The organism is Streptomyces sp. CBMA156 (genome assembly GCF_014596515.1).
In the GTDB taxonomy this organism is placed as follows: Bacteria; Actinomycetota; Actinomycetes; order Streptomycetales; family Streptomycetaceae; genus Kitasatospora.
Map to the genome: position 1 here is coordinate 14,346 of NZ_MSJQ01000426.1, position 25,427 is coordinate 39,772.

The 25,427-nt window shown below is 69.4% G+C and carries 23 protein-coding genes; 9 read left to right on the forward strand and 14 right to left on the reverse strand.

The window, feature by feature from the left end; translation table 11 throughout:
* Nucleotides 1–80: 80 nt before the first annotated feature.
* Nucleotides 81–323 carry a chaplin gene (locus tag BU198_RS37845; protein WP_188301307.1) on the reverse strand — a complete coding sequence of 81 codons (243 nt, stop codon included), beginning with the start codon at nucleotides 321–323 and terminating at the stop codon, nucleotides 81–83.
* Nucleotides 324–817: 494 nt separating this feature from the next.
* Here BU198_RS37845 and BU198_RS37850 point away from each other — a divergent pair, with 494 nt between their 5' ends.
* Complete coding sequence (locus BU198_RS37850) at nucleotides 818–1,057, forward strand: chaplin (protein ID WP_188301308.1); 240 nt, start codon at nucleotides 818–820, stop codon at nucleotides 1,055–1,057.
* Nucleotides 1,058–1,563: 506 nt separating this feature from the next.
* On the opposite strand, the gene BU198_RS43050 is transcribed toward BU198_RS37850, so the two are convergent.
* A complete protein-coding gene (locus BU198_RS43050; RefSeq protein ID WP_223245492.1) occupies nucleotides 1,564–1,953 on the reverse strand; it encodes a hypothetical protein in 390 nt (129 codons plus the stop codon).
* Nucleotides 1,954–2,159: 206 nt separating this feature from the next.
* Here BU198_RS43050 and BU198_RS43055 point away from each other — a divergent pair, with 206 nt between their 5' ends.
* From BU198_RS43055 to BU198_RS37870, 4 genes are all read left to right on the forward strand, one after another.
* Complete coding sequence (locus BU198_RS43055) at nucleotides 2,160–2,972, forward strand: RICIN domain-containing protein (RefSeq protein ID WP_317620492.1); 813 nt, start codon at nucleotides 2,160–2,162, stop codon at nucleotides 2,970–2,972.
* 244 nt (nucleotides 2,973–3,216) lie between these two features.
* Nucleotides 3,217–4,497: a glycosyltransferase family 39 protein gene (locus BU198_RS37860; protein WP_188301309.1), complete on the forward strand. Its 1,281-nt coding sequence runs from the start codon at nucleotides 3,217–3,219 to the stop codon at nucleotides 4,495–4,497.
* A gap of 63 nt (nucleotides 4,498–4,560) precedes the next feature.
* The gene (locus BU198_RS37865; protein ID WP_188301310.1) at nucleotides 4,561–5,052 is read left to right on the forward strand and encodes a MarR family winged helix-turn-helix transcriptional regulator; all 492 of its coding nucleotides are present in this window, start codon (nucleotides 4,561–4,563) and stop codon (nucleotides 5,050–5,052) included.
* Nucleotides 5,053–5,146: 94 nt separating this feature from the next.
* Nucleotides 5,147–6,589, forward strand: a complete 1,443-nt coding sequence (locus tag BU198_RS37870; RefSeq protein ID WP_188301311.1) for a DHA2 family efflux MFS transporter permease subunit — start codon at nucleotides 5,147–5,149, stop codon at nucleotides 6,587–6,589.
* Between the two features lie 317 nt (nucleotides 6,590–6,906).
* Here BU198_RS37870 and BU198_RS37875 read toward each other — a convergent pair whose 3' ends face one another.
* From BU198_RS37875 to BU198_RS37885, 3 genes are all read right to left on the reverse strand, one after another.
* Nucleotides 6,907–8,244, reverse strand: coding sequence for a hypothetical protein (locus tag BU198_RS37875; protein WP_188301312.1), 1,338 nt, complete (start codon nucleotides 8,242–8,244; stop codon nucleotides 6,907–6,909).
* Between the two features lie 205 nt (nucleotides 8,245–8,449).
* Complete coding sequence (locus tag BU198_RS37880; RefSeq protein ID WP_188301313.1) at nucleotides 8,450–9,874, reverse strand: hypothetical protein; 1,425 nt, start codon at nucleotides 9,872–9,874, stop codon at nucleotides 8,450–8,452.
* Nucleotides 9,871–10,479, reverse strand: coding sequence for a hypothetical protein (locus tag BU198_RS37885; protein WP_188301314.1), 609 nt, complete (start codon nucleotides 10,477–10,479; stop codon nucleotides 9,871–9,873). The genes BU198_RS37880 and BU198_RS37885 overlap by 4 nt, the downstream gene beginning before the upstream one ends.
* A gap of 409 nt (nucleotides 10,480–10,888) precedes the next feature.
* Here BU198_RS37885 and BU198_RS37890 point away from each other — a divergent pair, with 409 nt between their 5' ends.
* Nucleotides 10,889–11,950, forward strand: a complete 1,062-nt coding sequence (locus BU198_RS37890) for a phosphotransferase (protein WP_317620493.1) — start codon at nucleotides 10,889–10,891, stop codon at nucleotides 11,948–11,950.
* Here the strand turns inward: BU198_RS37890 and BU198_RS37895 are convergent.
* The 8 genes from BU198_RS37895 to BU198_RS37930 are packed head-to-tail and all read right to left on the reverse strand — an operon-like array spanning nucleotide 11,940 to nucleotide 19,400.
* Complete coding sequence (locus BU198_RS37895; protein ID WP_188301315.1) at nucleotides 11,940–13,148, reverse strand: DegT/DnrJ/EryC1/StrS family aminotransferase; 1,209 nt, start codon at nucleotides 13,146–13,148, stop codon at nucleotides 11,940–11,942. The genes BU198_RS37890 and BU198_RS37895 overlap by 11 nt on opposite strands.
* A gap of 29 nt (nucleotides 13,149–13,177) precedes the next feature.
* Nucleotides 13,178–14,146, reverse strand: a complete 969-nt coding sequence (locus BU198_RS37900; RefSeq protein ID WP_188301316.1) for a phosphotransferase family protein — start codon at nucleotides 14,144–14,146, stop codon at nucleotides 13,178–13,180.
* Nucleotides 14,133–15,101 carry a Gfo/Idh/MocA family protein gene (locus tag BU198_RS37905; protein WP_188301317.1) on the reverse strand — a complete coding sequence of 323 codons (969 nt, stop codon included), beginning with the start codon at nucleotides 15,099–15,101 and terminating at the stop codon, nucleotides 14,133–14,135. The genes BU198_RS37900 and BU198_RS37905 overlap by 14 nt, the downstream gene beginning before the upstream one ends.
* Entirely contained in the window at nucleotides 15,098–15,715 is a 618-nt protein-coding gene (locus BU198_RS44080) for an AAA family ATPase (protein WP_188301318.1), read from the reverse strand. The genes BU198_RS37905 and BU198_RS44080 overlap by 4 nt, the downstream gene beginning before the upstream one ends.
* Nucleotides 15,712–17,238: a glycosyltransferase family 2 protein gene (locus BU198_RS44085; RefSeq protein ID WP_188301319.1), complete on the reverse strand. Its 1,527-nt coding sequence runs from the start codon at nucleotides 17,236–17,238 to the stop codon at nucleotides 15,712–15,714. The genes BU198_RS44080 and BU198_RS44085 overlap by 4 nt, the downstream gene beginning before the upstream one ends.
* On the reverse strand, nucleotides 17,235–18,113 hold the full coding sequence (locus BU198_RS37920) for a glycosyltransferase family 8 protein (protein WP_188301320.1): 879 nt from the start codon (nucleotides 18,111–18,113) through the stop codon (nucleotides 17,235–17,237). Before BU198_RS37920 ends, BU198_RS44085 begins: the two co-directional genes overlap by 4 nt.
* Complete coding sequence (locus BU198_RS37925) at nucleotides 18,110–19,135, reverse strand: UDP-glucuronic acid decarboxylase family protein (protein ID WP_411293285.1); 1,026 nt, start codon at nucleotides 19,133–19,135, stop codon at nucleotides 18,110–18,112. Before BU198_RS37925 ends, BU198_RS37920 begins: the two co-directional genes overlap by 4 nt.
* 58 nt (nucleotides 19,136–19,193) lie before the next feature.
* Nucleotides 19,194–19,400 carry a hypothetical protein gene (locus BU198_RS37930; RefSeq protein WP_188301321.1) on the reverse strand — a complete coding sequence of 69 codons (207 nt, stop codon included), beginning with the start codon at nucleotides 19,398–19,400 and terminating at the stop codon, nucleotides 19,194–19,196.
* A gap of 158 nt (nucleotides 19,401–19,558) precedes the next feature.
* Here BU198_RS37930 and BU198_RS37935 point away from each other — a divergent pair, with 158 nt between their 5' ends.
* Nucleotides 19,559–20,905 (forward strand): transcriptional regulator, encoded by a 1,347-nt coding sequence (locus BU198_RS37935; protein WP_188301322.1) that lies wholly within the window; start codon nucleotides 19,559–19,561, stop codon nucleotides 20,903–20,905.
* Nucleotides 20,906–21,859: 954 nt separating this feature from the next.
* Here the strand turns inward: BU198_RS37935 and BU198_RS37940 are convergent.
* On the reverse strand, nucleotides 21,860–23,722 hold the full coding sequence (locus tag BU198_RS37940; RefSeq protein ID WP_188301323.1) for an ATP-dependent nuclease: 1,863 nt from the start codon (nucleotides 23,720–23,722) through the stop codon (nucleotides 21,860–21,862).
* 531 nt (nucleotides 23,723–24,253) lie between these two features.
* Here BU198_RS37940 and BU198_RS37945 point away from each other — a divergent pair.
* Both BU198_RS37945 and BU198_RS37950 read left to right on the forward strand, forming a co-directional pair.
* A complete protein-coding gene (locus BU198_RS37945; RefSeq protein WP_223245505.1) occupies nucleotides 24,254–24,832 on the forward strand; it encodes a HEPN domain-containing protein in 579 nt (192 codons plus the stop codon).
* A 91-nt stretch (nucleotides 24,833–24,923) separates the two neighbouring features.
* Entirely contained in the window at nucleotides 24,924–25,079 is a 156-nt protein-coding gene (locus BU198_RS37950) for a hypothetical protein (RefSeq protein ID WP_188301325.1), read from the forward strand.
* Nucleotides 25,080–25,427: the final 348 nt, after the last annotated feature.

A 25,427-nucleotide genomic window follows, 5' to 3' on the forward strand; every position in this document is an offset into this window, starting at 1 on the left:
GGAGCGTGCCGCGCCCCGGCGCTGCGGGGCGCGGCACGGGCTCGGGTGAATCAGCTGTCGCCGGTGCGGCGACCGCGGGTTCAGCCGGCGTTGACGCACGCGTTGCCGAACGCCGGGTTCAGCAGGGCGATGATGTTGATGGTGTTGCCGCACAGGTTGATCGGGATGTGGATCGGCACCTGGAGCTGGTTGCCCGAGAGCACGCCGGGCGAGCCGGCGGCGACGCCCTCGGCGCCGGCGCTGGCGGCCGCGCCACCGGCGGCACCGAGCACCAGGCCGCTGGCGGCCAGCGACAGGACGGCGGCCTTCTTGAAGTTGCGCATGTCATTCCTCCGATTTCTGCCCGACGGCAGGGAAATGTCGGGAGTCGGGCGAGCGCGAATACTCACCCGCCGGCTTCAGGGATTGCCGTGATTGTCACTCGGCCGGCGCACACCGGCGTGTTCCGCCCATGGCTCGGGCGTCGCCGTGGCTGCCGGGTCGCATTGCCTCCTGAAACGATTCCCGCACGGCCGGGAAAGGAATTCGGACAAAGGCGCGACCGATGGAATTCCGGTCAGGCGTTCCGGCGGGGATTGCCGGGCGCCGGGTACGGGAGGCCCGCCGCTCGGGGGCCGTGGAGACCGGGTTCCGTCAGGGAGAACGAGGCTCCGCGCGAGGGGATACGGTCCGTTCCTCCGATCACCCGAATGCCGGGCCCGTGGCGCCGTTGCGCCGGATGGGTGACAGTGCGCGGACCGTCGCAACCGGTCCGGTGGGGTCTCGTTCTAGATGTCGCACTCCCCGTGCATATCTGTCGAACAGTCAGGAGGCTCCTATGAGCATCAAGAAGACCGCCGCCGTCGGCGCGGCCGTGGTGGGCATCGTGGCCAGCGGCGCCGGTGCCGCGATGGCCAGCTCCGGCGCCCAGGGCGTCGCCGCCGGTTCCCCCGGTGTCGTCTCCGGCAACCAGATCCAGATCCCGGTGCACGTTCCGGTGAACGTCTGCGGCAACACCATCGACATCATCGGCGCGCTGAACCCGGCGTTCGGCAACAAGTGCGCCAACGTGGGCTGATCCGGCACCCGGTTCGGCCGGTGCGAGCCGCCGCTCCGCGCTTCCCTCCTGGGGCGCGGGGCGGCGGCTCTTCGTTTCCCCGGAATCCGTCCTTCCGTCAGTTCCCGGTGATGTCGCACGTCTTGTTGTGTTACTCGTCAGTTCCTAGAATGCGAGACCTGCTCACCTTTCCCTGCCCCTCTCTTGCCCAGAGCCGCTCGGCGCCCCGCCGAAGCGGGTCCCCACCCTCGCAAGGAGTCGCGTGTGATCAGGTCCCCACTGTCGGCTGCGCGACGGACACGCCCGGGTGCCTCCCGGTGCGCCGCGCTGCTCGCCACCGGTGCCCTCCTCGCCACCCTCGGCCTGGCCGGCGCCCCCGTCGCCCTGGCCGGTCCCGCCCCGGCCGCGCCCGCGGCCGCCGCCCGCCCGTCCGCGATCGTCGCCCTCGGCGACAGCGCCATCTCGGGGGAGGGCGCCGGCACCGACACCAACGACGGCTACTTCCCGGAGACGGACAGCCCCACCAACTACTGCCACCGCCATCCCAAGTCGGAGATCTTCGTCACCGACATCCCCGGGGTCACCCCGATCGACCTCGCCTGTTCCGGCGCCCAGACCGGCGACCTGGTCAGCGACCCGGAACTGGCGAAGATCACCGGCCCCGGCAGCGGCGACTTCGGGGAGCCCAAGCAGGACGTCAAGCTGGCCGACACGGCGGCCAGGTACGACGTCAAGATGGTCGTCGTCACCATCGGCGCCAACGACGACTTCGACTTCAGCGGCATCATGATGCACTGCCTGGCGCAGTACTTCCCGATCCCCAAGGACCAGGGCTGCCGGGACACCATCGGCAGCGACGAGATCCGCCGCCGGGCCAAGGGCGTCCAGCCCAAGGTGGTCGCGGCGCTCCGGAACATCCGCCAGACCATGCGCGGGGCCGGCTACGCCGACTCCTCGTACCAGCTGGTCTACCAGTCGTACTTCAACCCGATCACCCCGGACATCCGGCGCAACGACTACGTCGGCAAGGTCGCCGACGGCTGCCCGGCCTTCCCCGAGGACCTCGCCTGGGGCCACAACTGGGTGGTGCCGACGCTCAGCGACGCGCTGCGCGGCCGAGCAGGTGCCCGGCGTCCGGTACCTGGACCAGCGGCGGGTCGCCTTCGGGCACGAGGTCTGCGCGGAGTGGACGACCTCCCCGTACGAGTACAGCAACGGGGACGTCATCAACCTCTCCGAGTGGGTGCGCAACGGCTGCGACTCGCAGATCGGCATCCCCGGACTGTGCATGAACATGGTCCGCCAGTCGTACCACCTGCGGGTGGCCGGCTACCGCGGCGAGGGCGTCTGCCTCGGCCAGTTCTACTCCCGGCCCGAGCTGGCGCAGGCGTACTGCACGCTCAACCAGCAGAACACCACCTCGATCCAGCCGCTCAGCCCCGGACAGCCGTTCGGCGACGTCCCCGAGGACGGCTCCTGGTACCAGCTGACCAACGCGGCCGGCGGCAACGCGCTCGACCTCAGCGGCGGCGGCAGCTACGGCGACTCCACCGACGGCCGGCCCGCGATCACCTATCCGGCCACCGGCGGGCTGAACCAGTCCTTCGTCCTGGAGGCCAAGGCCGGCGGCAGTTACGAGCTCGACTTCAGCGGCAACCGCGACATGTGCCTGGACGCCAACGCGGCCTCCACCGCCCCCGGCACCCGGATCCAGCAGTGGCGCTGCACCGGCGGCGGCAACCAGCACTGGGTCTTCAAGCCGGCCGGCAACGGCCGCTACCGGATCGCCGACTCCCAGGACCAGACCAAGGTCCTGGCCACCGGCGGCACCCTCGACGCCAAGGGCAACCCGTACGTCGAACTCGCCACCGACACCGGAGCCCCCAACCAGCTCTGGCAGCTCACCAAGCTCGGCATCGTCTACGTCCACGGCTGATCCACCCCGCCCGCCCTCACCCCGTCGCCGCCCCCACCCGGGCGGCGACGGCCGCGTTCACGACCGGCCGGTGTCGGCCGTGGACGCGGCGGGGCGGCGGGGTATTCGGCATGGGCGGCATGGTGCTGGGCGACGGTCGGGGGACGCCAGCGGTTTTCGGCGCGGGGGCGTGCCGTAGGCTCACGGGAAAATCGTTGCGCCGGAGCCGCGCGGACACGAGCGGGGCGGGGAGTACCCAGACCAGATGAGCACGGCATCGAGCACCGAGTCGTCCAGCACCCAGCCAGGAGCGCCCGAAGCGGCGCCGGCGGAGGCCCCCGAGGAGCGGACGGGCCGGGAACCCGGGCGGTTCGGGGCGCTGGTGGACCGCTTCGCGCCCGCGCTGGGCGCGTACGCGGTGGTCAAGGCCATCGGCCTGACCGTCTTCATGCTGCTGCTCTCGCACACCGGCGACTACCTGAAGAAGCAGCCGGGCCGCGGCGGCGGCACCAACGCCTGGGACGTGCTGGGCACCTGGGACGGCGTCTGGTACCAGCGGATCGCCGAGAACGGGTACGACCCGCAGCTGATCCCGCTGCACGGCTTCCCGCTGGCCACCTACTACGAGAACTCGGCCGCCTTCTTCCCGCTCTACCCCTGGCTGATGCGGCTGGTCGGCACCGTCACCGGGCTCGGCCCGTACGGCTCGGGGATCGTCGTCTCGGTGCTCGTCTCGTTCGTCGCCGCGGCCGGCATCTTCGCCGTCGCCGAGCGGCTCGGCGGCTACCGTGCGGGCGTGATCGCCGCGGTGCTCTGGGGCCTGTTCCCCGGCTCGGGCGTGGAGTGGGCGGTCTACTCGGACTCGCTGTTCGTCGCGCTGTCCGCCTGGGCCTGCTACTGCGTGATGACCCACCGCTGGCTCGCCGCCGGCCTGCTGGCGCTGGTGGCGGGCCTCAACCGGCCGACTGCCGCCGCGCTGATCGCGGCCGTCTCGATCGCCGCGCTGGTCGCGCTGGTCCGCCGCACCGACGGGGTGGCCCGCCCGCTGACCGCGATGCTGATCACCCCCTGGGGCCTGATCGGCTACGTCGCCTGGGTCGGCTGGAGGATGGGCGACTGGGGCGGCTACTTCAAGCTCCAGCAGGGCGCCTGGAACCGCTACTTCGACGGCGGCGCCTCCACCCTGCGCACGATCATGGACGTGATCACCGGGCACTGGGACTTCTGGCAGTCCAACCCCGTCCCCGACCTGATCGCGATCGCCCTGCTGATCGCCCTGCCCGGGATGCTGGTGCTGCTCTGGCGCACCCGGCCGCCGCTGGTGCTGTGGGTCTACACCGCGCTCACCATCCTCACCGCGCTGAGCAGCAACCAGATCTTCGGCAACATCTCGCGTTACCTGCTGCCCGCCTTCCCGCTCTGCATCGGCCTGGCGGTGGCGCTGCGCCGGATGCGGACCTCCTCGCTCGCCGGGCTGCTGGCGATGCCGGTCCTCGCGGCGGGCTGGTACGCGGGCTATGCGCTGTTCGAGTTGGGCATCCCGTAGACCCGGCGTTGGTTGGCAACGGGATCATCCGGCAGCAGACGGGCCGTTGCTAACCTCGGACCCATGACGACGACCCCGCCGCCCGCGCGCCAGATCCGCGACATCTCCGGGCTGATGGACCACGCGAGCCACGTGCTGGCCACCCGGATGGCGGCCGCCTTCACCGAGCTGGGGATCACCCCGCGCGCCTACTGCGTGCTGTTCCACGCGCAGGAGGCGGAGCGCACCCAGATCCAGCTGGCCGAGCTGGCGGACCTGGACAAGACCACCATGGTGGTCACCGTCGACGAGCTGGAGAAGGCCGGCCTGGCCGAGCGCCGCCCGTCCGCGACCGACCGCAGGGCCAGGATCGTCTCGGTCACCGCGGCGGGCGAGCGGACCGTGACGGAGGGCACCGCGATCGCCGACCGGGTGCACCGGGAGCTGCTGGAGGCGCTGCCGCAGCCCGAGCGCGAGGTGTTCGTCTCGGCGCTGACGCACCTGGTGGAGGGGCACCTCGCGGAGCCGGTCGAGGTCGAGCGCACCGTCCGCCGGGCCCGCCGTTCCCGGGGCTGATGCCGGAAGGCCAATCTGCTCCCGAGATAGATAGTCCTGAACAAAACGATCTGATAGCGTCCTACCCGGTACTCGACGAACCGGGAGAACCGCCATGACCACGCACGCCCCGGCCGCCCCCAGGCCGGCTTCCGCGGCCCCCGCCCGCTCCCGCCCGCTCGCCCTCGCGGTGCTCTGTGCGGGAATGCTGATGATCATCCTGGACGGCTCGATCGTCACCGTGGCGCTGCCCGCGATCCAGGGCGACCTGCACTTCTCGCCCGCCGGCCTCACCTGGACGGTCAACGCCTACCTGATCGCCTTCGGCGGCCTGCTCCTGCTGGCCGGGCGGCTCGGCGACCTGATCGGCCGCAAGCGGATGTTCGTCGCCGGGCTCACCGTCTTCACCGCCGCCTCGCTGCTCTGCGCCGTCGCCACCGGGCAGGAGATGCTGATCGCCGCCCGCTTCCTCCAGGGCGTCGGCGGTGCGATGGCCTCCGCGGTCAGCCTCGGCATGATCGTCACGCTCTTCCCCGAGCCGGCCGAACGCGGCCGGGCGATCGGCGCGTTCGGCTTCGTCGGCGCGGCCGGCGCCTCGATCGGCCAGGTCCTCGGCGGGGTGCTCACCCAGGCGCTCGACTGGCACTGGATCTTCCTGATCAACCTGCCGCTGGGCCTGGCCGCCGTGCTGCTGTCCGTCCGGGTGCTGGCGTCCGACCGGGGTCCCGGCCTGCGGGCCGGCGCCGACGTCCTCGGCGCCGTGCTGATCACCGCCGCGCTGATGCTCGGCATCTACACCGTCGTCGGCACCGGCGAGCACGGCTGGGCCTCCGCGCGCACCCTCGGCCTCGGCGCGCTCTCGCTCGCCCTGCTGGCCGGCTTCCTGCTCCGCCAGGCCAGGGCCGCCCAACCCCTGCTCCCGCTGCGGATGTTCCGCTCGCGCAACGTCTCCGGCGCCAACGCCGTGCAGGTGCTGATGGTCTCCGCGCTGTTCGCCTTCCAGATCCTGGTCGCGCTCTACCTCCAGAACGTCCGCGGCTACGGCCCCGCCGCCACCGGCCTGGCGATGCTCCCGGCGGCACTCGCCATCGGCACCGTCTCGCTCACGCTGTCCGCCCGGCTGAACGCCCGCTTCGGCGAGCGCCCGGTGCTGCTGGCCGGGCTGGTCCTGCTGGTCGCCGCCCTGGCGCTGCTGGTCCGGCTGCCCGCGGACGGGGACTACGTCCTCGACCTGCTGCCCACGATGCTGCTCGCGGCCGGCTTCGGCCTGGCGATCTCGGCGCTCACGGTGCTCGGCATGTCGGGCGCGGGGCCGGCGGACGCGGGCACCGCCTCCGGCCTCTTCAACACCACCCAGCAGGTCGGCGGCGCGCTCGGGGTCGCCGTCCTCACCACCCTCGCCGACGGCCGCACCGGGGCCCTCGTGGCCGCCGGACACCCGGCGTCCGAGGCCCTCACGGCCGGATTCCGGCTCGCCTTCGGGGTGGCCGCAGGCCTGCTGACGGTGGCTCTGCTGCTCGCCGCCGCCGTCCTGCGGCCGGCCGGAGGACGGAACTGATCCTCCGTCAACCGAGCCCGCCCCGGTCCGCGTTCGGCGCGGGCCGGGGCGCGTGGCGTCAGGGCCAGACCAGGCAGTACAGCTGGTGCCCGGCCTCGTGCAGCCGGTTGGCGAAGTCCTGCCACTCGTGCAGCTATTGGTCCCTGCAAGCCCGTGACCTGCGGTTTTGTCGCCAAAGTGCCGCTGACCAGCGGAAACGACCTTCAGTGGTTGACGCTGGTCAGCGGCGTTTTCCACCCCCATGTGCCCTGGATGTGCCCTCGTTTCTCGCCCGTCTTCAGTGCCTTGCGTCGAGGCCGGGGCTGCTTATCAGCGGGTCAGCCGGCGGCGGGCGAGCTGCTGCTGCTGCTGCTGCGGTCGTCGAGAACGATGTGCGGTTGCTGCAGGCGGTCGCTGCCGACCTCGTTGTCGGCGGGTCGAGTGCTGTTGATGACGGCGGCGATGCGCTCGTAGCTGGTGACGGCGAGGGTCCACGTCTCGATGCCGGTGCCGTCGCCGAGGCCGCTGCACACGGTCTCCCGGAGCGCGTTGAGAAGGGCGAGGGTGCTACGGCCGGACAGGATCGTGTCCTCGTTGCTGTCGTTGACCGGCTTCGAGAAGTGGTCGGTGCCTTCGACCTGGGCGGCCAGGAAGTCCCAGGTTTCGGGGTGGCAGGAGATCGCGACGGTCTTCACCGCAGCGGCCTTGCGGAGGGTGTTGACGTGGTTCTCCCAGACGAAGGGCTCCGGGATCAGGCCGGACACGTCGTTGGCGCACCCGTTCGGGAGGTCATCGACTGTGGCCTGCTCCTGCGCGACTGCTTCCGTGCGCTCGGGTTCGACCTCCACGTCTTGCTCCGCGGGGACGGAGGGGCGCAGGAGATCTGCGAGCTGAGCGGCGACCTCGGCCGCGATCAGCCGCGCCTGGTCCTCCGGAGAGGCGGAGGCGGTGGTCGGCTCGGGCTCGGGTGCTTCTGCGGACTGCACTTCCGGCTCGGGCGCGACAGGCTCAGGAAGGGTGCCCCGGTGTTCGGCGAGCTGGGCGGCCACCTCGGCCGCGATCTGGCTGAGCTGGTCCTTGGTGAGGACGTGCGGGGTGACCGGCGTGCTGTCGGCGGGGGTGGGTTCGGACACGGTCGTCTCCTCGCTGTCGGATTCCGCGGCCTCGCCGGTCACGGTGGGGGTGGCCAGCTCTGCGGCCTGCTCGGATGCCGGGGGCTCGGCGGCGGGAAGCCCGGTGGTGTCGGCGGAGTCGTCGACGCTGCTGTCGTCGCCGGGAGAGTGGACGGCGTCGTCCTGGCTGTCCGCCTCCGGAGAGGCTCCCGTCGGCTGGTTCGCGGCCTCGGGGGAGCCGATGGTTGGCGGAGGCGACTCGCCGTGGCCGGCTCCCAGGGGGGAGCGGATGCTGTTCTGCAGGGCGCTGACTTCGGCGCGCAGGTTGCCCAGCTGGCGGTGGAGGCCGCGGTTGTCCTGATGGGCGCGGCTGGCCTCCTGCTGTTCCCGGGCGATCGCCTCGAAGAATTCGTCGCGGTGTTCGCTCAGGCCAGCCGCCAGCGTCGCGTTGAGTTCGGTCCGCAGGCTGTCGGTGTTGTTGCGGATCTCCTCCAGGCCGGCCTGGAGGGCCGTCCCGACCTCTGCGCGCAGCAGTTCGACCTGGTGGGCGGTGCCCCGTGCCATATCCCCTCCCGATCTCGCGCGCCTGTCGGGCTCGCGGCGGGTACAGCGTGGCGGCAAGGGCCTGTGCGTGATGAGTAGATGCGTGGGACTGTCGAGAACGCATCGGTTACTGTCTGAGATCAAATCATCACGTCGGGGCGATGGTTCGTCAGTTCGACCTATGCCTGTTCCAGGGCGACGTGCTGTGACCCTGTGCGACTCACCATTACGACTCGAACAGGGTCGGTTGATTCCAGGGCGAGACTATGGGTCGCCCCTGGGGGCCAAGCAAACGTGCCAGTTGGTCGGATTCGTGCTCGGTGAGGTCGGAGAGGAGACGGGCCGTTGTGCCGATGAGTTCATCGAGAGGAACATGGCTGCGAGCACCTCGTGCGCTGGCCAAGCGGTAGGTGAAGCTGCAGTGCAGGACGGCGCCGGAAGGTGTTGGCGCATCCGCCTCGATAACCGCTTCAGCCTGGCCGAGTGCCTCACTGATGCCGACGAGCTGGGAGTCGTGGACGACGTTGTCTCCAGGGCTGTCGTAGCCGATGCGGCGATCGGTGACGAGCATTCGGATTGACGTAAGCGGGATGGAGAACCGGTCGGCCCGAGCGCGCACTTCGTCCAGAGTGGGCTCGTCGTACCTTTCGGTTGTGTCGAGATCTTTCTGCGTCTGGGCGACGTACGCCCGAAAGCGCGACATCTGCAGAACGAGGTTGCCTTGATCCACTGCCCAGCGCCAAGGGCCGATCGGCGCGTTGGGCGTGGTCCCCGGAGCAAGCACGCAAACGTGGCTCTGCCACTGCTGAGCCGCTGGCCGCATGAGGTGCTGAAGGTTTTCCGGGTCGCGGACCGGTGTGCGAAGCAGGAGCGGCAGGCTGATCAAGGGAAGCAGGCGACCCCAGAAGCTGCTGTCAGGAATCTCCTCAGCACTTAGGAGGTAGGCGAGGGTGGATTCGTCCAGGCGGCCGGAGCGTCGCAGCGTGCCCGGGAAGCTGGCCAGGGTGGAGCCTCCGCCCTGCCAGAGGGCAGCCATGAAGGCCGTCATCCGGTCCGCGACCAGGGGCACCATCCGGGCGGATACCGCTTCCACTGCCACGCGCGTCGGTGCAACATCTCCTTCACGGGCAGCTTCCACGCCGGTGACGACAGCGCTCCTGAACCGGGTGACCGCAGGGCCGTCCAGGGCGCCATGCCCGCCTTCGATCACCGAGCTGGAGATGAGCCGAGGGACGCTCGGGGTGTCTTGGGTGGGGACCAGCTCGCCGAAAGCCGGAGTGTCAAGAAGCAGAGTTTGATGTTCGGTGGCTGACGGTTGGAGGTCTGCCGCCGCACGGGACGCTTCGAGTTGCCCCAGGGACACGACCATCGGTCGGTCCTTGGTCTGCAGTCGGGCGATGTCGTCCTGGAGCTCCGCCGGGTTGGCCGTTGTCCGGAGATAGACGTGTCGGTCTGGGGTGCGGGTCGCCTGCGGCCAGCGGATCACCATGTCCGGGGCGTAGGTGTGGTTGAAGAAGCCGGTCGCGATGACCTCGGCTCGGGGGTCCATCCGGCGCAGTTGGTGCCCGATGATTTCCTTGACCCGGCCGAAGGGTTGCCTGGGGTCCGTGTCATCGAGCGCGGCCATGATCGCCTGCGATGCCTGATTCACCACTGCTCTCCCTTGCGGATCAGTTCGGCAGCCACGATGGCTTCCCAGTCCTTGAGGGGGACCAGCGTCTCCTGCTTCTCTGACAGCACGATCAGCCACAGCCGCGACGCGACCATCGCAACGATCTTGGGGTCGATCACCGCCTCAGCGGCAGCTCGGTCAGCCGTTCCGAAGACGCGGTCGTGGTGGAGCAGAACCGCCGTCTCGACATGCTTCGGCGAGTCCAACTGCGACCAGGTGTTGGCGCGGAAGGGAGCCCATGTGATCCACATGAGGTGATCACTCAGAAGATGGCCGTTCTGGCACGCGACGTAACACTTCGCAATGAACTCGTCGAACTGATTTCCCTGGTCACTGGGCTGCTGGTAGTTCTTCACCTCAGCACAGAACATGTCCCCGTGGTAGGGAGCGCCGCGCATGGCGCCTCCCAGGTCGAAGGAGAACGTCTGCCCGCCATGAGGCCATGCCAGAGTTAGCCGTCGGGCGCACGACGGCGAGTCGGTGTTCGCATACGCGCCCGAGATTCTCATCGTGCCCTCAAGCCACATCTTTGCCCGGCGGGCGCCTGAGAATCCTTTGAGGTGGGCGTCTTCCCCCACTGCCACGTTGATCAGCGTAGAGGACTTCAGCGGCTCCCACCACGGGCAGGGGGCACTCGAACGGCTGGTCCCAAGGTCCGATTGGCAGGAGCCAGTGCTGTCGCCCGAGGCGCGTGTAGGGCTGGGTTGGCTCGCCGAGAAGTGCTCGACGAGCCAACCCCTGTATCGGTCACGCCGCAGTCGGCTCCCAGCCGTAGCGAGAAAAGGCGGGACCGCCATCGCGGTGGGCGGCGAGCGCTTGTGTGGCCGTGGGGGACGCCGGCTCGGGGAGGTAGTTGGCGAGAACCCGGCGGGCGGTGAGGTGCTTGTCGGGTTCGATGTTGGTTGGCGAGTTCGTCCGTCCAATTGTCGGAAGGTCGGCTGAAACCTCCTGAACCGACCGCTTCGGTCGCTCGGCTCCGCTAGCCTGCGTGGCGTGACAGACGCGACTTTCGACGCCGCGAGCAGTCCGCGGTACAGCGAGATCGCAGAGGATCTGGCGGTTCTCGGCGAGGCCTTCGGGCTGGGTGAGGTTCGGGAGCGCCGCTTCCTGTTGGACGGGTTGATGAACGGGAACTGGCGGCTGGATACGGTCGAGGGCTCGTTCGCGTTGAAGCGGATCATCGATGTGCCGCTGTCGCTGGCTCGCCGGAACCTGGCTGTGCTGGCGGAGCTGGCCGACGACGGCCTGCCGGTGGGCAGGGCACGGGCCTCCTCGGCTGGGGACGCGGTGGTCGAGGTCGCCGGCCGCGGGTACTGCCTGCTTCCGTGGATGGAGGGGAGCCACCTACCGGGTACGACGCTTTCGGTTGGGCAGGCCGGTGACCTTGGCGTTCTCCTGGGTCGGATCCATCGGAGCTTGAACGATGAGCGGATGGCCGGCCTGTTGCCGCCGGGGCCGCAGCGGGTGACCGTCTCGGTGACCACGCCCGCTGCGGCTCGCGAGGAGGCGGATCGTTTCCTGGCGTTGATCGCACGCTTGGAGAGCCGGACGGCGTTCGACGTCGAAGCAGCCTCGGCGTTGGCCGAGCGCAAGGCGCTGCTGGACAAGTACGGGCACGAGCGCCCAGCCAGCGAGGTGGCGGTCGGCCCGGTGGGGTGGACGCACGGTGACGTGCAGCACCGGAACGTGCTGTGGCGGAACGGTGAGATCGCCGGGGTGATCGACTGGGACCGGATTCGGGTGCGGCCGTTCGGCGAGGAGGTCGCCCGCACCGCCACGGTGCAGTTCGGCGGTGAGGACGGCTTCCTCGATCTGGAGCGGACCTCCGCGTTCGTGGCCGGCTACCGGTCGGTGGTGCCGATCCCGGTGCCGGCCTTGGCGGACGCGGTGGAGCGGCTGTGGTGGAAGCGCATGTCGGACTACTGGCAGCTGGTCTTCCACTACGACCGCGACGACCACTCCTGCGACCACCTGTTCCTGCCCGCCGAGCGCTTCCTGGCCTGGTGGACGGAGCGGCGCGAGGGCGTGCAGGAGGCGTTCGCGGCTATGCCGTGAGCACGGTGCGGGACAGGACGGTGGCGAGGGCCTCGGCGACCTGCTCCATGTAGTCCGGAGCCGGGATCTGCGGCACCTTCATCACGATCATCTGGCGCAGGGCCTTGTAGTAGTTCGGCAGCGAGTCCCTGCTCGGCGGCTCGTACGGGCTGTCGGCGAGGTGAGGCCAGTAGCGGGCCGCCAGGTCGAGGCGTTGCAGCAGCGGCGTCTGCGTCCAGTCCTCGTACTGGGAACGGACGGGGATGCCGGCGGCCCGGCACCTCTCGTGCAGCGTCTTCGGGTCGGGCACGCGGACGTTGATCGTCAGCGGGGTGCCGTACCAGCCGCGGACGGAGAGTTCGCCGATCTCCGGCCAGGCGACGGGCGCGTCGTACTCCTCCAGGGCCTGGCGGAGGGTGGCCAGGTTCTGCTCGGCGGCCAGCATCCGGTCCGGCAACGAGCGGAGCTGCTGGCGGGCGATGACGGCGGAGAGGGCGGGCATCCGGTACTTGTAGGCGGCCCCAGTGCCGGCGAGCGGCCTCAGCTCGGGAAGGGTGAGCTCGTCGGCCAGCCGGGCGGGGTGGTGGCCGAGGGTGAGGGCGCGCTCGTAGACCTCCCGGTCGGAGGTGGTGAGAACGCCTCCTTCGCCGCCGGAGACGGACTTGGATTCCTGGAGGCTGAAGCACCCAGCGGCGCCCCAGGAGCCGACGGCCCGGCCCTGGTAGAGGGCTCCGTGGGCGTGCGAACAGTCCTCGACGATCGGCAGGTCGGTGGCCTTGGCGAGCTGGTCCATGCGAGCGGGGATGCCCCAGGTGTGGGTGGCGAGGACGGCGGAGCATTCGTCGGCGACCTGGGCGACCGCAGTCGCGGCGATGTTGGGGCTGTCCGGCTCGATGTCGCAGAAGACGGGGTAGCTGCCCGCCTGGAAGACGGCGGTGATGGCGGAGATCCAGGTCATCGGGGAGACGGCGACGCCGGCTTCGGGGTTGGCGCCGACCGCGTGGAGTGCGGCGTGCAGGGAGGCCGTGCCGGAGTTGAACGACAGCGCGTGGCGGGTGCCGGTAAGGCGGGAGAAGGCGGCTTCGAGGGCGTTGGTGGCCGGGCCGCGGTTGATCTCGGAGAGGTGCCCGTCATCGAGGAGCTTGAGGACGGCGTCCTTCTCGGCCTGCCCGTACTTGGGCTCGCGGGGGAACGGGAGGCTGACCTTGAGGTCGTTCATGGCGTCCTTCCAGTCGGGAGCGGGGCTGCCTACGGGCGGCGACGCCCGGAGGAGTGCGGATCGGGGGCGATGCGGGGGACGGCGGTGAGGTGGCCGTGGTCGAGGTCGTCGAGGTCGGCCTGGATCTGGGCGGCCCGGAGCCGCACCATGTCCTGGTCGTCGCAGGAGGCGTGGAAGTGCAGGAGCGAGACCGCGATGCGCAGGCGGAACAGGACGAGCGGCAGCAGGCTCTCGGCGGGCAACGGCCCGTCGAAGTAGCCGGCGAGGAGGGCCTCGGTCATCGGGGCGGGCTCGCGCAGGGACCAGCCGGCGAGTTCGGCCAGCGGGTCGCCGCCGCGGGCGCTCTCCAGGTCGACGACTCCGGTGATGTGGCGGCCGTCGGTGAAGAGGTGGCGGCCGACCCAGTCGCCGTGCAGGAGCTTGGGTGCCGTCGCCGGGAGGCGGTCGGCTCCGGCTTCGAGGACAAGGCGGGTGCGGTTCAGCAGTCCGGGCAGGTCGAGGCCGACCAGGTTGGGGGTGCGGCGGGCAGGTAGGGCGAGGAACCAGCCCTGGATGGTGGCGTGTTGGCCGATGCCGTGCCCGTCGAGCTGACCGAAGCTGCTGACCTCGACGGTGTGCAGGCGGCGAAGGACCTCCCCGGCTCCGGCTGTGGCGTCCCGGTCCTGCGGCTGTGGCGGCTCCGCTTCGATCGGCCGACCCGGGCAACGGGTCTCGACGCACGCCTCTCGGCTGTACCAGAGGACGTGGGCGGCGGGGATTCCCGCTTCTCGCATCCGGGCTGAGGCCCAGGCGGCGGTCGGGTAGCGCGAGCGGCTGCCTGCGCGGCGGACCTTGACGACCAGTTCGTCGCCGTCGCGAGTGGTGGCGGCGAAGGGGAGGCTGTCCGTTCCGGACCGCAGGGGCGTGAAGCGCGCGTCAGTAGCGTCGAAGGCGGATGCGGCGAGCGCGTCGAGCAGCAGCGGGTGCGGGCGGTCGATCACGGCGTCACGAGCGGACATCGGGCACCTCCGGCACCGGGACGGAGCGGCGGCTGGCGGCAGACTGGAGGGCGGCGTCCAGCAGGGCGATGGAGCCGAGGTTGCCGGCGGCGGGGACGGGCACGATGCCGGGCTGGTGAAGGGCGTCCACCATGGCGGTGATGCGCCGCTGGTAGGCAGGCGGCTCGGCCTCGGTCGTCTTGTGCCTGTCGGCGGGGTTCGAGGCCCAGCGCGCGGCGAAGCCTCGGGCTTCCACCCACCAGTTGCCGTTGGCGTCGGTCCGTAGGAGCGAGTCGAAGATGTAGCCGCCCCGGTAGGTGAACAGGGAGCCGTCGGCGAACCGCACGGTGATCGTGGCGATCGAGCTGTGCGAGGCGAGGAAGCCTGTCGGCGTCTCGGTGCAGGTGACCTCGGTCGGCGGTGCGGTGATCAGGGTGCGGACCTGGTCGAAGGCGTGCACCGCGAGGTCGGTGGTGACGGGCAGGTGCTGGCTCCTGCGGAAGCCGGGGCCGGGCAGGGTGACGAGGGCGTCGGCGGCGACGGCGAAGGGCGGCCGGCCGCCGAGGCGGACCGTGTCGCGGAAGGCGAGGAAGCCGGGGTCGGCGCCGCGGTTCTGCATGACGGCCAGCAGCAGGCCGCGCTCGCGGGCGAGGTGGACGAGGTCGAGAGCGTCGGGCAGGTTCAGGGCCAGGGGCTTCTCGGTCAGGACGTGGAGGCCGTGGGCGAGGGCTTCGCGGCTGACGCGGTAGTGGTGGTCGGGCGGGGTGAGGTTGACGACGACGTCCACCTGGGCCAGCGCGAGCGCCTCGTCGAGCGTCGTGGCGAACGCCGGGGTCAGCTCGTATCGGTCCGCGAGAGCCCGCGCCGCCTGCTGGTCGGGGTCGGCGAGGGCGGCGATCTCGATGCGGCCGTCGGCGAGCAGGGATCGGACCCAGCGGCTGGCGATGGCGCCGCAGCCGATCAGTGCGGCCTTCATGATGCCTCCCGCTGTGGGTGTTCGCCGGCCTGGTGGCGGCGGATGTGGTCGAGGGCGCGTGCGGCGAGTTCCTCGGGTGAGCCGGTGGTGGTGTCGAGTCGGACGACGGCCGGGGCGAGCGGGTGGTCGAAGTAGGCGTTGAAGTGCTCGCTGAAGTGGCGGTCGTAGAAGATCGTCGGCATGCCCTTGCGCAGGCGGGCCCGGCGGGCGAGCACGTCCGGGTCGGCGGTGAGCATGATCGTCAGGTCGGGCATTGCCACGGCCTTGCTGGTGACCGTGTGTTGGGCCTGGTCGTCGCAGTCGAAGCCGTTCATCCGGCCGACGGCGTGCGCGTGGGCGAGGAGGGTGTCCACGGTGCGGTCGAGGATCACGTCCCGGCCCTCGGCAGCGGCCTGCCTGGCCCGGCTGAGTCGCAGGTCCTCGACGTCCAGGAACTGGGCGATGTTGGCCAGTTGGTGGTCCGCGGTGAAGGGCTCCGGGGTCGGCAGCCGGGTGGGGTCGGGGCTGGCGTGGAAGTAACAGGGGATGACGGTGGGCTGGTCGAGGTGAGGGGCGAGCATGGCGGCCAGCGTGGTCTTGCCGACGCAGCTGACGCCCTCGATACCGAGGATCACAGTGTCTCCCTGTCCGTGGTGGCGAGCTGGTCCGTGCGGCGGTTGCTCTTGGGAGCGAGCGCCGAGTGCCTGGTGCCTGCCACGGCCCAGCGGCCGAGGGCGGTCATCGGGCCGATGCTCTTGAGCAGCAGCCCGGCCAGGATTTCCGCGCTCTGCGTGGCGGTCTCCCGTATGGCCAGCGGACGGCCTTCGGCCTCGGCGAGTAGGCGGACCGGTGCGACGGTGGCCGCCCAGAGCGCGACCGTGGCCGTTGCCCGGACCGGTAGGCGCGTGCGCGGTCCAAGCGCCAGGGCCAGGCAGGCTGCCGTCGCAGGCGAGACCAGCAGCCAGGCCATCCCCCGGTAGGCGCCGATGGTGAGCGCCGCTGCGTGGTCGAGGCGGCTGCCATGGCCCTGGGCGTGCCAACGGGCGGCGCACTGCGGGTAGTCGAGGTAGCTCTGGAACCAGCGCTCGCTCTGGAACAGCAGCTCTGGCAGGTACTCGGCCGCCGGCACGGTGGTGGTGAAGGGGAGACTGTCGACCGGCATGCCGCCCAGGGTGAGCCGGTAGCCGAAGGCGACGTCGTCGAGGACAGTGAAGGTGGGCAGCCCGCCGACCTGCCGGAAGACGTCGGTGCGGACGAGCAGGCCGTGGCCGACGGTCTGAGCGAGGCCCCGAAGGCCGGGCCGCGTGTGGCGGACGGACTCGGCGTACCGGCGGAGGTTGGGGATCTCGCGGCGGAGAGTCCACAGAGTCTGCGCTCGGGCGGCGCTTCGGCACAGGGCCCGCTCCCACCAGTTGTCGGCGGCGTCCTGGGTGGCAAAGCGGGCGGACTGCTGGACGACGCAGGGCAGTTCGCCGTCCTCCGCTCGTCGGCGGGCCAGGAACTCGGCGGTGCGTCGCAGCAACTCACAGCTCGGACGGGAATCCACGTCGTAGACGGCGACGTACTCCTCGGCCGAGTCGGCCGCGAGCTGTTCGACGACGGCGTTCACCTGCGCGGCCTTCCGCCCGTCGCCCTCGTAGTGGACGTGCCGGACCACCGGCTCCCGGAGGCGCGCGATCTCGCTCGCGATGACGTCCGCCGTGGTGGGGAAGGCCGACAGGACCTCGGCGGCTGCCGTCCGGGTGAGCGTGCGTTCGCCGGTCTTGGCCAGGGCTTCGGCGAGGGCGGTCAGCTCGTCGTCGGTCAGCTGTGGGAAGCGCTGTACCGTGAGGTCGGTCGCCGTCGCCCCGGCGAGCCGGCCGACGAGGTGAGCGCGTTCGCGCTCCTCGCGCGCCGTGGACACCAGGGTCAGCGTCGAACCCGGGAAGTCGCGCAGGAGCGGCACGAACCACGCCAGCGCACCGGCGACGTGCTGCTGCTCGCGCAGCACCGGAATGACGACGTGCAGCACCACCGGCTCCACCACCGAGAGCTGGGTCGGCCGGTCGACCCGCGCCAGCGTCTGGCGGACCTGCCACAACCCGTTCACGTTGCGCGCGGCCACGGCGGCGGCGACCCACCAGGACGGCCGCCGCCAGAACGGCTTCCGGCCGTTCACCCGGCGCCTCCCGAGCCGACGTAGTCGTGGAACAGCCGGTAGGTGTCCCGGAGCTGGCCTTCCGGGTAGCTGTCCTGCCACGGCTTGTCGGGGCCAGCGAAGTGCACCAGGGCGGCGGTCGCCTCGTCCTCCAGGAGCTGGGCGAGCGGGCTGTCCGCCTCGGCGTAGTGGATGAACCCGGGCTGGGCGGCCTGAGGGGACATGGCGAAGGTGTTCCAACGCCTGTCCAGCCGGTGCCAGTTGTCGTCGACAGACCAGTTCAGCGCGTCCTGGTCCCAGAACCGGACCTTGTCCGGGTGCTCGGACAGGAACTGCCTGGACCGCTCGAAGACGCCGAGCCGCTGGCAGCGGTCGAGGTCGATGAGCATGACGCCGCTGTTGAAGTAGTCCCTGCCGTACGGGACGCCGAGCTTCTCCCAGCCGGGCAGCTGGATGCCCCGGCCGATGACCGGGTTCTGCGGGTCTCGCACCGCGCCGATCGGGCGCCCGTCGAGGGACTGCCGCAGCAGCGGACGCAGGTCCCCGAGTACCAGGGTGTCGGCGTCCAGGTAGAGCACCCGGCGTTCGTCGGGGATGACCTCCGGGATGGCCAGGCGCACGTACACCGCGCCGCTCACCCAGTCGGAGACCGGGTAGCGCGGGTCGGTCATGGGCGCCGGCCGCAGCTCGGTCCGCAGGCCCATGCGGTCGGCGTCCCGCAGGATCGCCTGGCGATTGGCGTCGCTGATCTGCTGGTCGAGGACGATCAGTCGGAGCTCGTCGACGCTGCCCGGGTGGGCGGCGGCGATCGAGTGCATCAGCGTCCGCAGCGGGCGGGCGTATCCGTCGTCGATCCCGCAGACGAGCGCGGGCAGCGGGTGGGAAGCGGTGGTCACGAGGTGCTCCTTCCGGGGGTGGCGGTGGCCTGATGGGGGAAGTGCTTCTCGGCCCAGTCGAGGGTCCGGCGCAGGCCGTCGCGCAGGTGGGTGGTGGGCTCCCAGTCGAGGTGGGCGCGGGCCGAGGCGATGTCGGGGCAGCGGCGCTTCGGGTCGTCGGCGGGCAGCGGGACGAACGTGATCGCGGACGAGGAACCGACCAGCGCCCGGATCTCCTCGGCGAGCCGGAGCATGGTGATCTCGTGCGGGTTGCCCAGGTTCACCGGGTCGGTGTGGTCCGCCGCGGCGGCGGCGAGCAGGCCCTCGACAGTGTCCGCCACGAAGCACAGCGAACGGGTCTGGCTGCCGTCGCCGGCCACTGTGATCGGCTCGCCCGCCAGTGCCTGCCGGATGAAGGCGGGCACCGCGCGGCCGTCGTCGGCACGCATCCTCGGCCCGTAGGTGTTGAAGATCCGCACGATGCGGGTGCGGGTGCCGCCGGAGCGCTGGAAGCAGGAGGTCAGAGCCTCGGCGTACCGCTTGGCCTCGTCGTACACACTCCGAGGGCCCACGGGGTTCACGTTGCCCCAGTAGCGCTCGGGCTGTGGGTGGACGAGCGGGTCGCCGTAGACCTCGGAGGTCGACGCGAGCAGGAACCGGGCCCGCTTGGCCTCGGCCAGCTCCAGGGCGTTGAGCGTGCCCATCGCGCCGACCTTCAGGGTGGCCAGCGGGTGGCGGGCGTAGTCGAGCGGCGACGCGGGCGAGGCCAGGTGGAAGACGAAGTCCACCGGCCCGACCACGCCGAACGGCTGAGTGACATCGTCGGTCTGGAAGCGGAAGCCGCCGGCCGAACGCAGGCCCGAGAGGTTGTCGAGGCGGCCGGTCAGCAGGTTGTCGACGCCGATCACCTCCGCACCCAGGTCGAGCAGGCGCTCGCACAGGTGCGAACCGATGAACCCGGCGGCCCCGGTGACGACGGCGGTACGGCGGGCGAAGGCGCTGGTCACTGCCGTGGGCGGCAGTGGTTCTTGCGGGTAGGACACGGTGCTTTCTCCTCCAACTCGCTGGCGGGTGGCGGGCTGAGCACAGAGCCGTGGCTCCTCAGGCGGTCGGCTCCCGATCCGGGACGACGCGTGCCGGCGGCGCCGCGAACTGCTGCTCGGCGCCGAGCTGGTGCTGGGCGACGGTCCCGAGCAGCACCAGAGCCGCGACGTGACCGAGCCCCCACAGCGCCGTGAACCTGACTCCCAGCGGGTCGTGGTGCGCGCCTCGATGGCGGCCTCGCTGTGCGCTCGCGGCTCTGTCCATGGGCCCTTCCCTCCGCTCTCCTCGGACGATGGCCGGTCCAGCGTCACGGCGAGACGGAGCGTGGCGGAACGTTTCCAGGGGGTTTCTCTCCGAGAGCGCCCCGGCTGCGGCGGGTAGCAGTACGCTCACTAACAGGGCCTGAAAAGCCGGGGGTTGAGATGCTCGAAGGCACGCTGGCGGTCCACCCGCTCGCCTATCTGCTGCAGTCGCGCGGGTGGGGAAAGAACCAGTTCGCGGGCATGATGCGCGACCGCGGTGCCGCACTAAAGATCCACCTGGCGACCAACCGGACCCTGGTCTGGAAGTGGGAGCAGGGCCAGGAACCGGAGCCGGACGCGCAATACGTGCTGGCCGATCTCCTGGGCGTCAATCCCCGTACTCTGGTTGCCAATCCGTGGCCGGGATGGCTTCCTGTATGGGAGGTGACCGGCGTCACGGCGCCGTGGACGAAGGCCGGTACCGTGGACGTACTGGTGGAACTGGTCAGGAGTGGTCGTATGGATCGGCGTGGCTTTCTCACCGTCACCGGGGCCGCCATGGCCACCGTCGCCGCGAGCTGGGCCTCGGCCTCGCCCGCCTTCGCCTCCGCCCTGAACGGCGACCAAGTGACCGACTCCATGGTCGACACCCTCGAAGCCCGTGTCGCTACCCTCCAGACCCTGGATGCCCAGATGGGCGGCGCCCGCCTCATCGAGCAGGCCCGCGGCGACCTCGCGATCATCACCACCCTGCTCAAGCAGGGCCGTCACACCGAAGCTGTTGAGGCCCGCCTGTACGGGCTGGCTGCCCAGGTCAACTACATCGCCGGCTGGATGGCCTACGACAGCGGCCTGCGCTCAGCCGGCCAGCAGCACTACCTCGGTGCCCTCCGAGCCGCGAAGACCGTCGGCGACGACGCCCTCGGCGCCTTCCTCCTCGCCGAGATGGGCGTGCACCTCTCCGATGCCGGCAATCCCGCCGAGCGCGTCGCCCAGGTCGAGACCGCGCTCGCCAGCACCCCCTCGACGATGCAGCCCGGCGTCCGCAGCTACCTCGAACTCCACCACGCCGAGAGCCTCTCCCGCGACGGCCAGTACCAGAAGGCCGGCTCCGCCCTCAACCGCGCCCACGACCTCTGGTCCAGGAGCGGCGGCGACCAGCTCCCGACCTGGCTCTCCTGGTACGGGGGCGCCCAGCTCAGCTCCACCGAGGGCAAGATCATGCTCCGCGCCGGTCAGGTCGAACGCGCCACCAGCGCACTCGCCTCCTCCATCGACCACGCCGTCCCCCGTGACCAGGCCGTCCGCTCCGGCCGCCTCGCCACCGCCCGCCTTGCAGGCAAGGACCTCGACGGTGCCCTCGACGCTGCCAACCGCGGCCTGGGTCTCCTCGAAACCAAGGTCCACTCCGTCCGCGCAGTCACCCGCCTCACCAAGTTCGACGGCTACCTCAAGCCCTACGCGGCCGAGTCCGCCGTCGCCGAGTTCCGCGAGCGCCTTCGGGCTCTGCCTGCGATGGCGGCGTGACGGTTGTCAGCTCAGTGAGCTGAGGCCGCGCTACTGGGCTGCCCAGCGGCCATTGGTGGCACGCAGGCATGCGGGCCCGCTTCGGGTGACCGCGATGCCCCTGTCGACGTCGACTGTTCGTGTACCGATGTCTGTGCATACTCGGCAGACCCCGGGCTGGGGTACCAGGGCGCCCTTGGCCCACTTGGAGCACCGAGCCGTTGTGGGTCACTCATCGGGCTGGGCGGGCGGTTTCCTGTGCTCCAGGTAGTAGCGGACCACCGTGATCGCCGAGTGCACCGAGTGCGGGCAGGTCTGTCCCTGCCAAGTCTGGATCTGTTGCGGTTGGGCTTTGCGCCGATCCAACTCAACCCAGGAAGACTCCGAAGGCAGTCACTCACCGCACTCATCTGATCAACCGCTACCAGATGAGTGGCGCGGCCAGCCGTCGGCGAGCAGGCTTCAGGCGGGAACCGGATCACAGCACGGCCCTCTATGTACGACAGCTGCCGCACTCATGGGAACGTACCCTCAATCGCCTGGGCCGTTACCCTCGTTTGATCGTTCTCCTGGCGTCGGCTTAGGAGCGACCGGAAACGGGAATGGGACTCCGGAGACCTCATAGCTACCCAGCCACACTCACAGATCAGCGCAACGACGAGTTGACCCGGTTCGGCGCCGGTCGATGGTCCCAAGGCTGGGCCACAAGATCTCGACCCGCCGGGTGTCAGTGCTGCATGGGAGTCTTTGAGTACGAGGTCGACGGGATCGAGCGGAGGGCATTGAGATGCACACTTTGCTGGTGCGTGTTCGGCACACAGATCCGCCAGCGCCGTCCGGGTGCCGATGGTGCGGCGAGGAGGAGGTCAACCACGGGCGGCGCTGGGTCGCATCAGTAGGCATCCATGCGTGGGAGGCGCCCACCCGCGAACAACGGCTTAGCAGGATGCGGGCGCGCCGTACGCGCAGAACGGATCAGTCTTCCTCGGCCCAGTAGTGCGGTCCCGCAGTAGCCGCGATCTTAACTGCGTCCTTGAAGACATCCACCAGGGATTTGGGAACGTCAGACGGCCTACGTAGCCGTTGGGCCATTGCAACAACCATCTCATCCTTATGGCGGGGGGCCTGGGTGGAGTGCTCGTACAGCAAGTTGTGGAGCTTCTTGCTGAACTTCCCGTCGAGGCGGAGCGCTTCGATGTCCTGAGACGCCCATGGCTTCTCGTCCTTACGGGGCCAGTGTTCGTTCATGGTGTCAGCCCACTGATCGCTGCTGAACACATCCTCCAGCTCGTGCGGGTCACCGATGAACAAGCAGTCATCCTTCGTGAAGCCCTGCTTGAGCAGGCGGTCGTAGCTGAACTCCTTTTGCTTGTCGCGCGGAGAGTCTGCGTCAACCATGAACACAACGGTTCGCTTGTGTTCCTTGAGAAACTTGGCGAAGTTGAGGGCCCCGTCGTTGCCGCCGCAGGCCCACAGTGCGATGCCGGCGGACTGGATTGGGTAGCCGAATGCAAGTTTGAACAGGGTCGGTAGCGCCGCATACTCGGTCGCACCCTCTACGGCCACGAAACACTTCTCGTGGAGTAGAACGCTGTTTCGAAAGCCCAGCGAGGCTGCCATGTTGGACAGGAAACGACGGGTGTGCGCATCGGTGTCGCTGGCGCCAAGTGACTGGATGTACGCGCGACCGTCTCGGCTGTTCAGGTGCACGATGTCCTGAATATCCACGCCATCGATCAAGTTGAGCGAGTGGGTAGCTACGATCACCGTGGAGTGCGAGGTTGAGGCCGACGCCTTGATCATCTCCATGATCCGACGCTGGTGGTCGTAGTCAAGGTGCGTGTCGGGCTCGTCGTAGACGATGATCACGTTGGCCTCGGCACCCTCCGTACCTCCGGAGAGAAGCTGCTGGCTGGCTTCCCATAGGGCCAACGTGATGCGCCGCGACCTTCCCGCTCCCGCTGCAGACAACGGCACGGGGTGCTGTCCATGGGCGGACGCGGCCAATGGGACCCGGTCGATGGTGGGCTTGAACTGGATCTGCGGTTCAAGGCTGAACTCGTCGAGAGCGCAGCGCTCTTCGACAAGCTTGCGCAAGATCGCGGCATCCTCCTTAAGCCGCTCCGCGAATTCGGTTTCAAGATCAGTGATCTTCTGGCGGGTGTCTTCGAGGAGGGTGTATTCGCGGAGCTTGGCGGTCAGAATGCCTCGGACTACCGCCTCGGGGGAATCGGCGGAATCACCCTTGAAGTAGAGCAACTGCGGCAGGGCATTCCTCAGCTGAGGAGGGGCCTCGATCCAGTCCGTGACATGTGCAGCGGAGGCTGCATGCTCCTCTAGCAGGTCGTACCAGCTTGCCTTAACGTTCGCCTGGCCCTCGCGCAGTTTGAGGTCAAACTCGGTTGCAAGATCGCGCAGATCCGCAACTTTCAGGGCTGGCAGAGTCCTCAGCTCAAGACGCTCGGGTACGCTGGTCTGCCACTCCAGTCGGCTGCCTTGGCCCTCCACGTAACGGCGGCGCACGCTGACAGGAGAGGAAGTGTCAAGTAGCTCGACCTCCGCTTCCGAGAGTTCGAACTTGCCCTCCACAATGACGGTGCGAGGCTCCCCGTCGTCACCGATTGCAGGAAGCGCAGACCTCTCCCTGCCCACCGAAGCAAACCGAGACACGTCACTGTCCTCGATCTGGCGTTCGCCCAGGAGGAACGCAATTGCATCGAGCATTGCGGTCTTCCCGCAGTCGTTGTGCCCAGTCAGGATGGTCTGCTTGTGAATGGGAATGCCTGGGACGTCGGCGAGGGAGCGGAAGTTGGTCACGCCAAGCTCGACGAGTTGCACGTTGCTCCCTTGTCTCCAGGGCACGACTATTTTACGCGGTACACAGCACGCCCTGGAACACGCCCTGCAACCGTGGGATGAGAAGACTCTAGCGCCTAGCGGCACCAGGCCGTCTGGCGATCCGCGCGACCACTGTGCCTCTGAAGAAACCGACATGACACGGGACAAGGAGGACCACCTGCTTGGTCCGCCCCTGAGGTCCACCAGCAGGTGCTCGCGCGCGAACAAGCTGAACGGAAGCGATCCGCCAACGCCTGGCCAGCTGAACAGCCGAGTTGTGGATCTCGCATGCAAAGTCGACGCCCTGTGCAGGAGAATGCACCGACGAACTCGCCGGTCGGGACGGAGACTCCATGGGCGCACCACCGAAGATGTCCGCGCGAGCGGCCTTCGACCTGAACATGCAGGACGCCGAGATGCTGGTGGAGCTTGCCAAGCTGCTGAGTAACCAGCGGACCTACCGCATGCGGCGCGAGCTTCGAGAACGACTCGGTAGCGCGCTGTCTTTCCCCCCAGAAGCACTGGGCCGATCTGGAGTGCCTCGAAAACGACCGGGTCTTCGTCACCTTCAAGCCAGGACACGCCGAGTGGCGCGAGCGCCTTGAGGAGCCGAACCTCCGCCCGTTGCTCCGGCAGTCCCTGGTTGCCGCATGTGCGGCCATTGAGACCTTCTGTGCCGACCGCGTCATGGAGCTGTACCCGGCGGCGATAAAGCAGGACCCGCCGCCAAGCCGGCTGCTGGAGTTGTCACTCACGGTCGATGACTACCTAACGATCAAGAAGAAGTACACCAAGACCGGCTGGGGTCTTCGGCAGGTCGTCGAGCTCGAAGTGCGACAGCGGGCGAGTCCTGCGCCGGCGCAGATCGGAACGCTCTTCTCGCTCGTGGGCAAGAGCAAGCTTTTCCCCGAGATCGACAAGATCCGCAAGGTCGGGAAGGGCACCTCGACCACAGAACTGGAACGGATCGTTGAGCGACGCAACCTCATCGCACACACCGGTGATCGAAGCGGACGAGGCCGGGCTCCGATCTCCGTTGCCGAGGTCGAAGCCGACCTGGCCATCATCAAGGCGATCATCGGCGCCCTGGACCAGCTGACCACGGTCTGAGCTGAGCCGAGATTTTCAGTGCGCTCGGCAACACCAACGCTCCCAGAACCTCCAGGCCCGGACGCCGATGCTCGAACAAGAAGTCACTGCCATGGCCAGTTGGTCGGGATGGGTTCCGCTGATCGGCGCCGAGGTTCCGAGGCTGCCGGGTGTCTACTTGGTCCGGCAGGGTGAGAGCGGCCTGCTGGTGTACGCGGGCCTGGCCGGGGAGCGCCAGGGCGAGGGGCTGCGCGGTCGACTGCGGTGATACACCAGCGGCAAGGCGCTGGCCTCCGGGCTCGGCGAGGCGGTTTTCGACCGGGCACTGGCCGACGCGACCTGGCTGCGTGAGCGCCTGGAGGAGGCCGAAGATGGTCGGCCGATGCGAGCGACGGGATGAGGCAAGGCCGCCCTGGCGTGGGCTGACCTCCACGTCTGTTGGGCTGTCACCGAGAGCGGCGCGGAAGCCGAGGTCCTAGAAAGAAGAGTGCTGGCGGTGGAGGCCGTGGAGTGGTGGAATCGTGCCCGTTGAGCAAGGTCGAGGGCTGCCACCCGAGTGCCCGGGTGGCAGCCCTCAACTTGTCGGCTGTCAGCCAGCAGCGGTTCCATCGGTTGC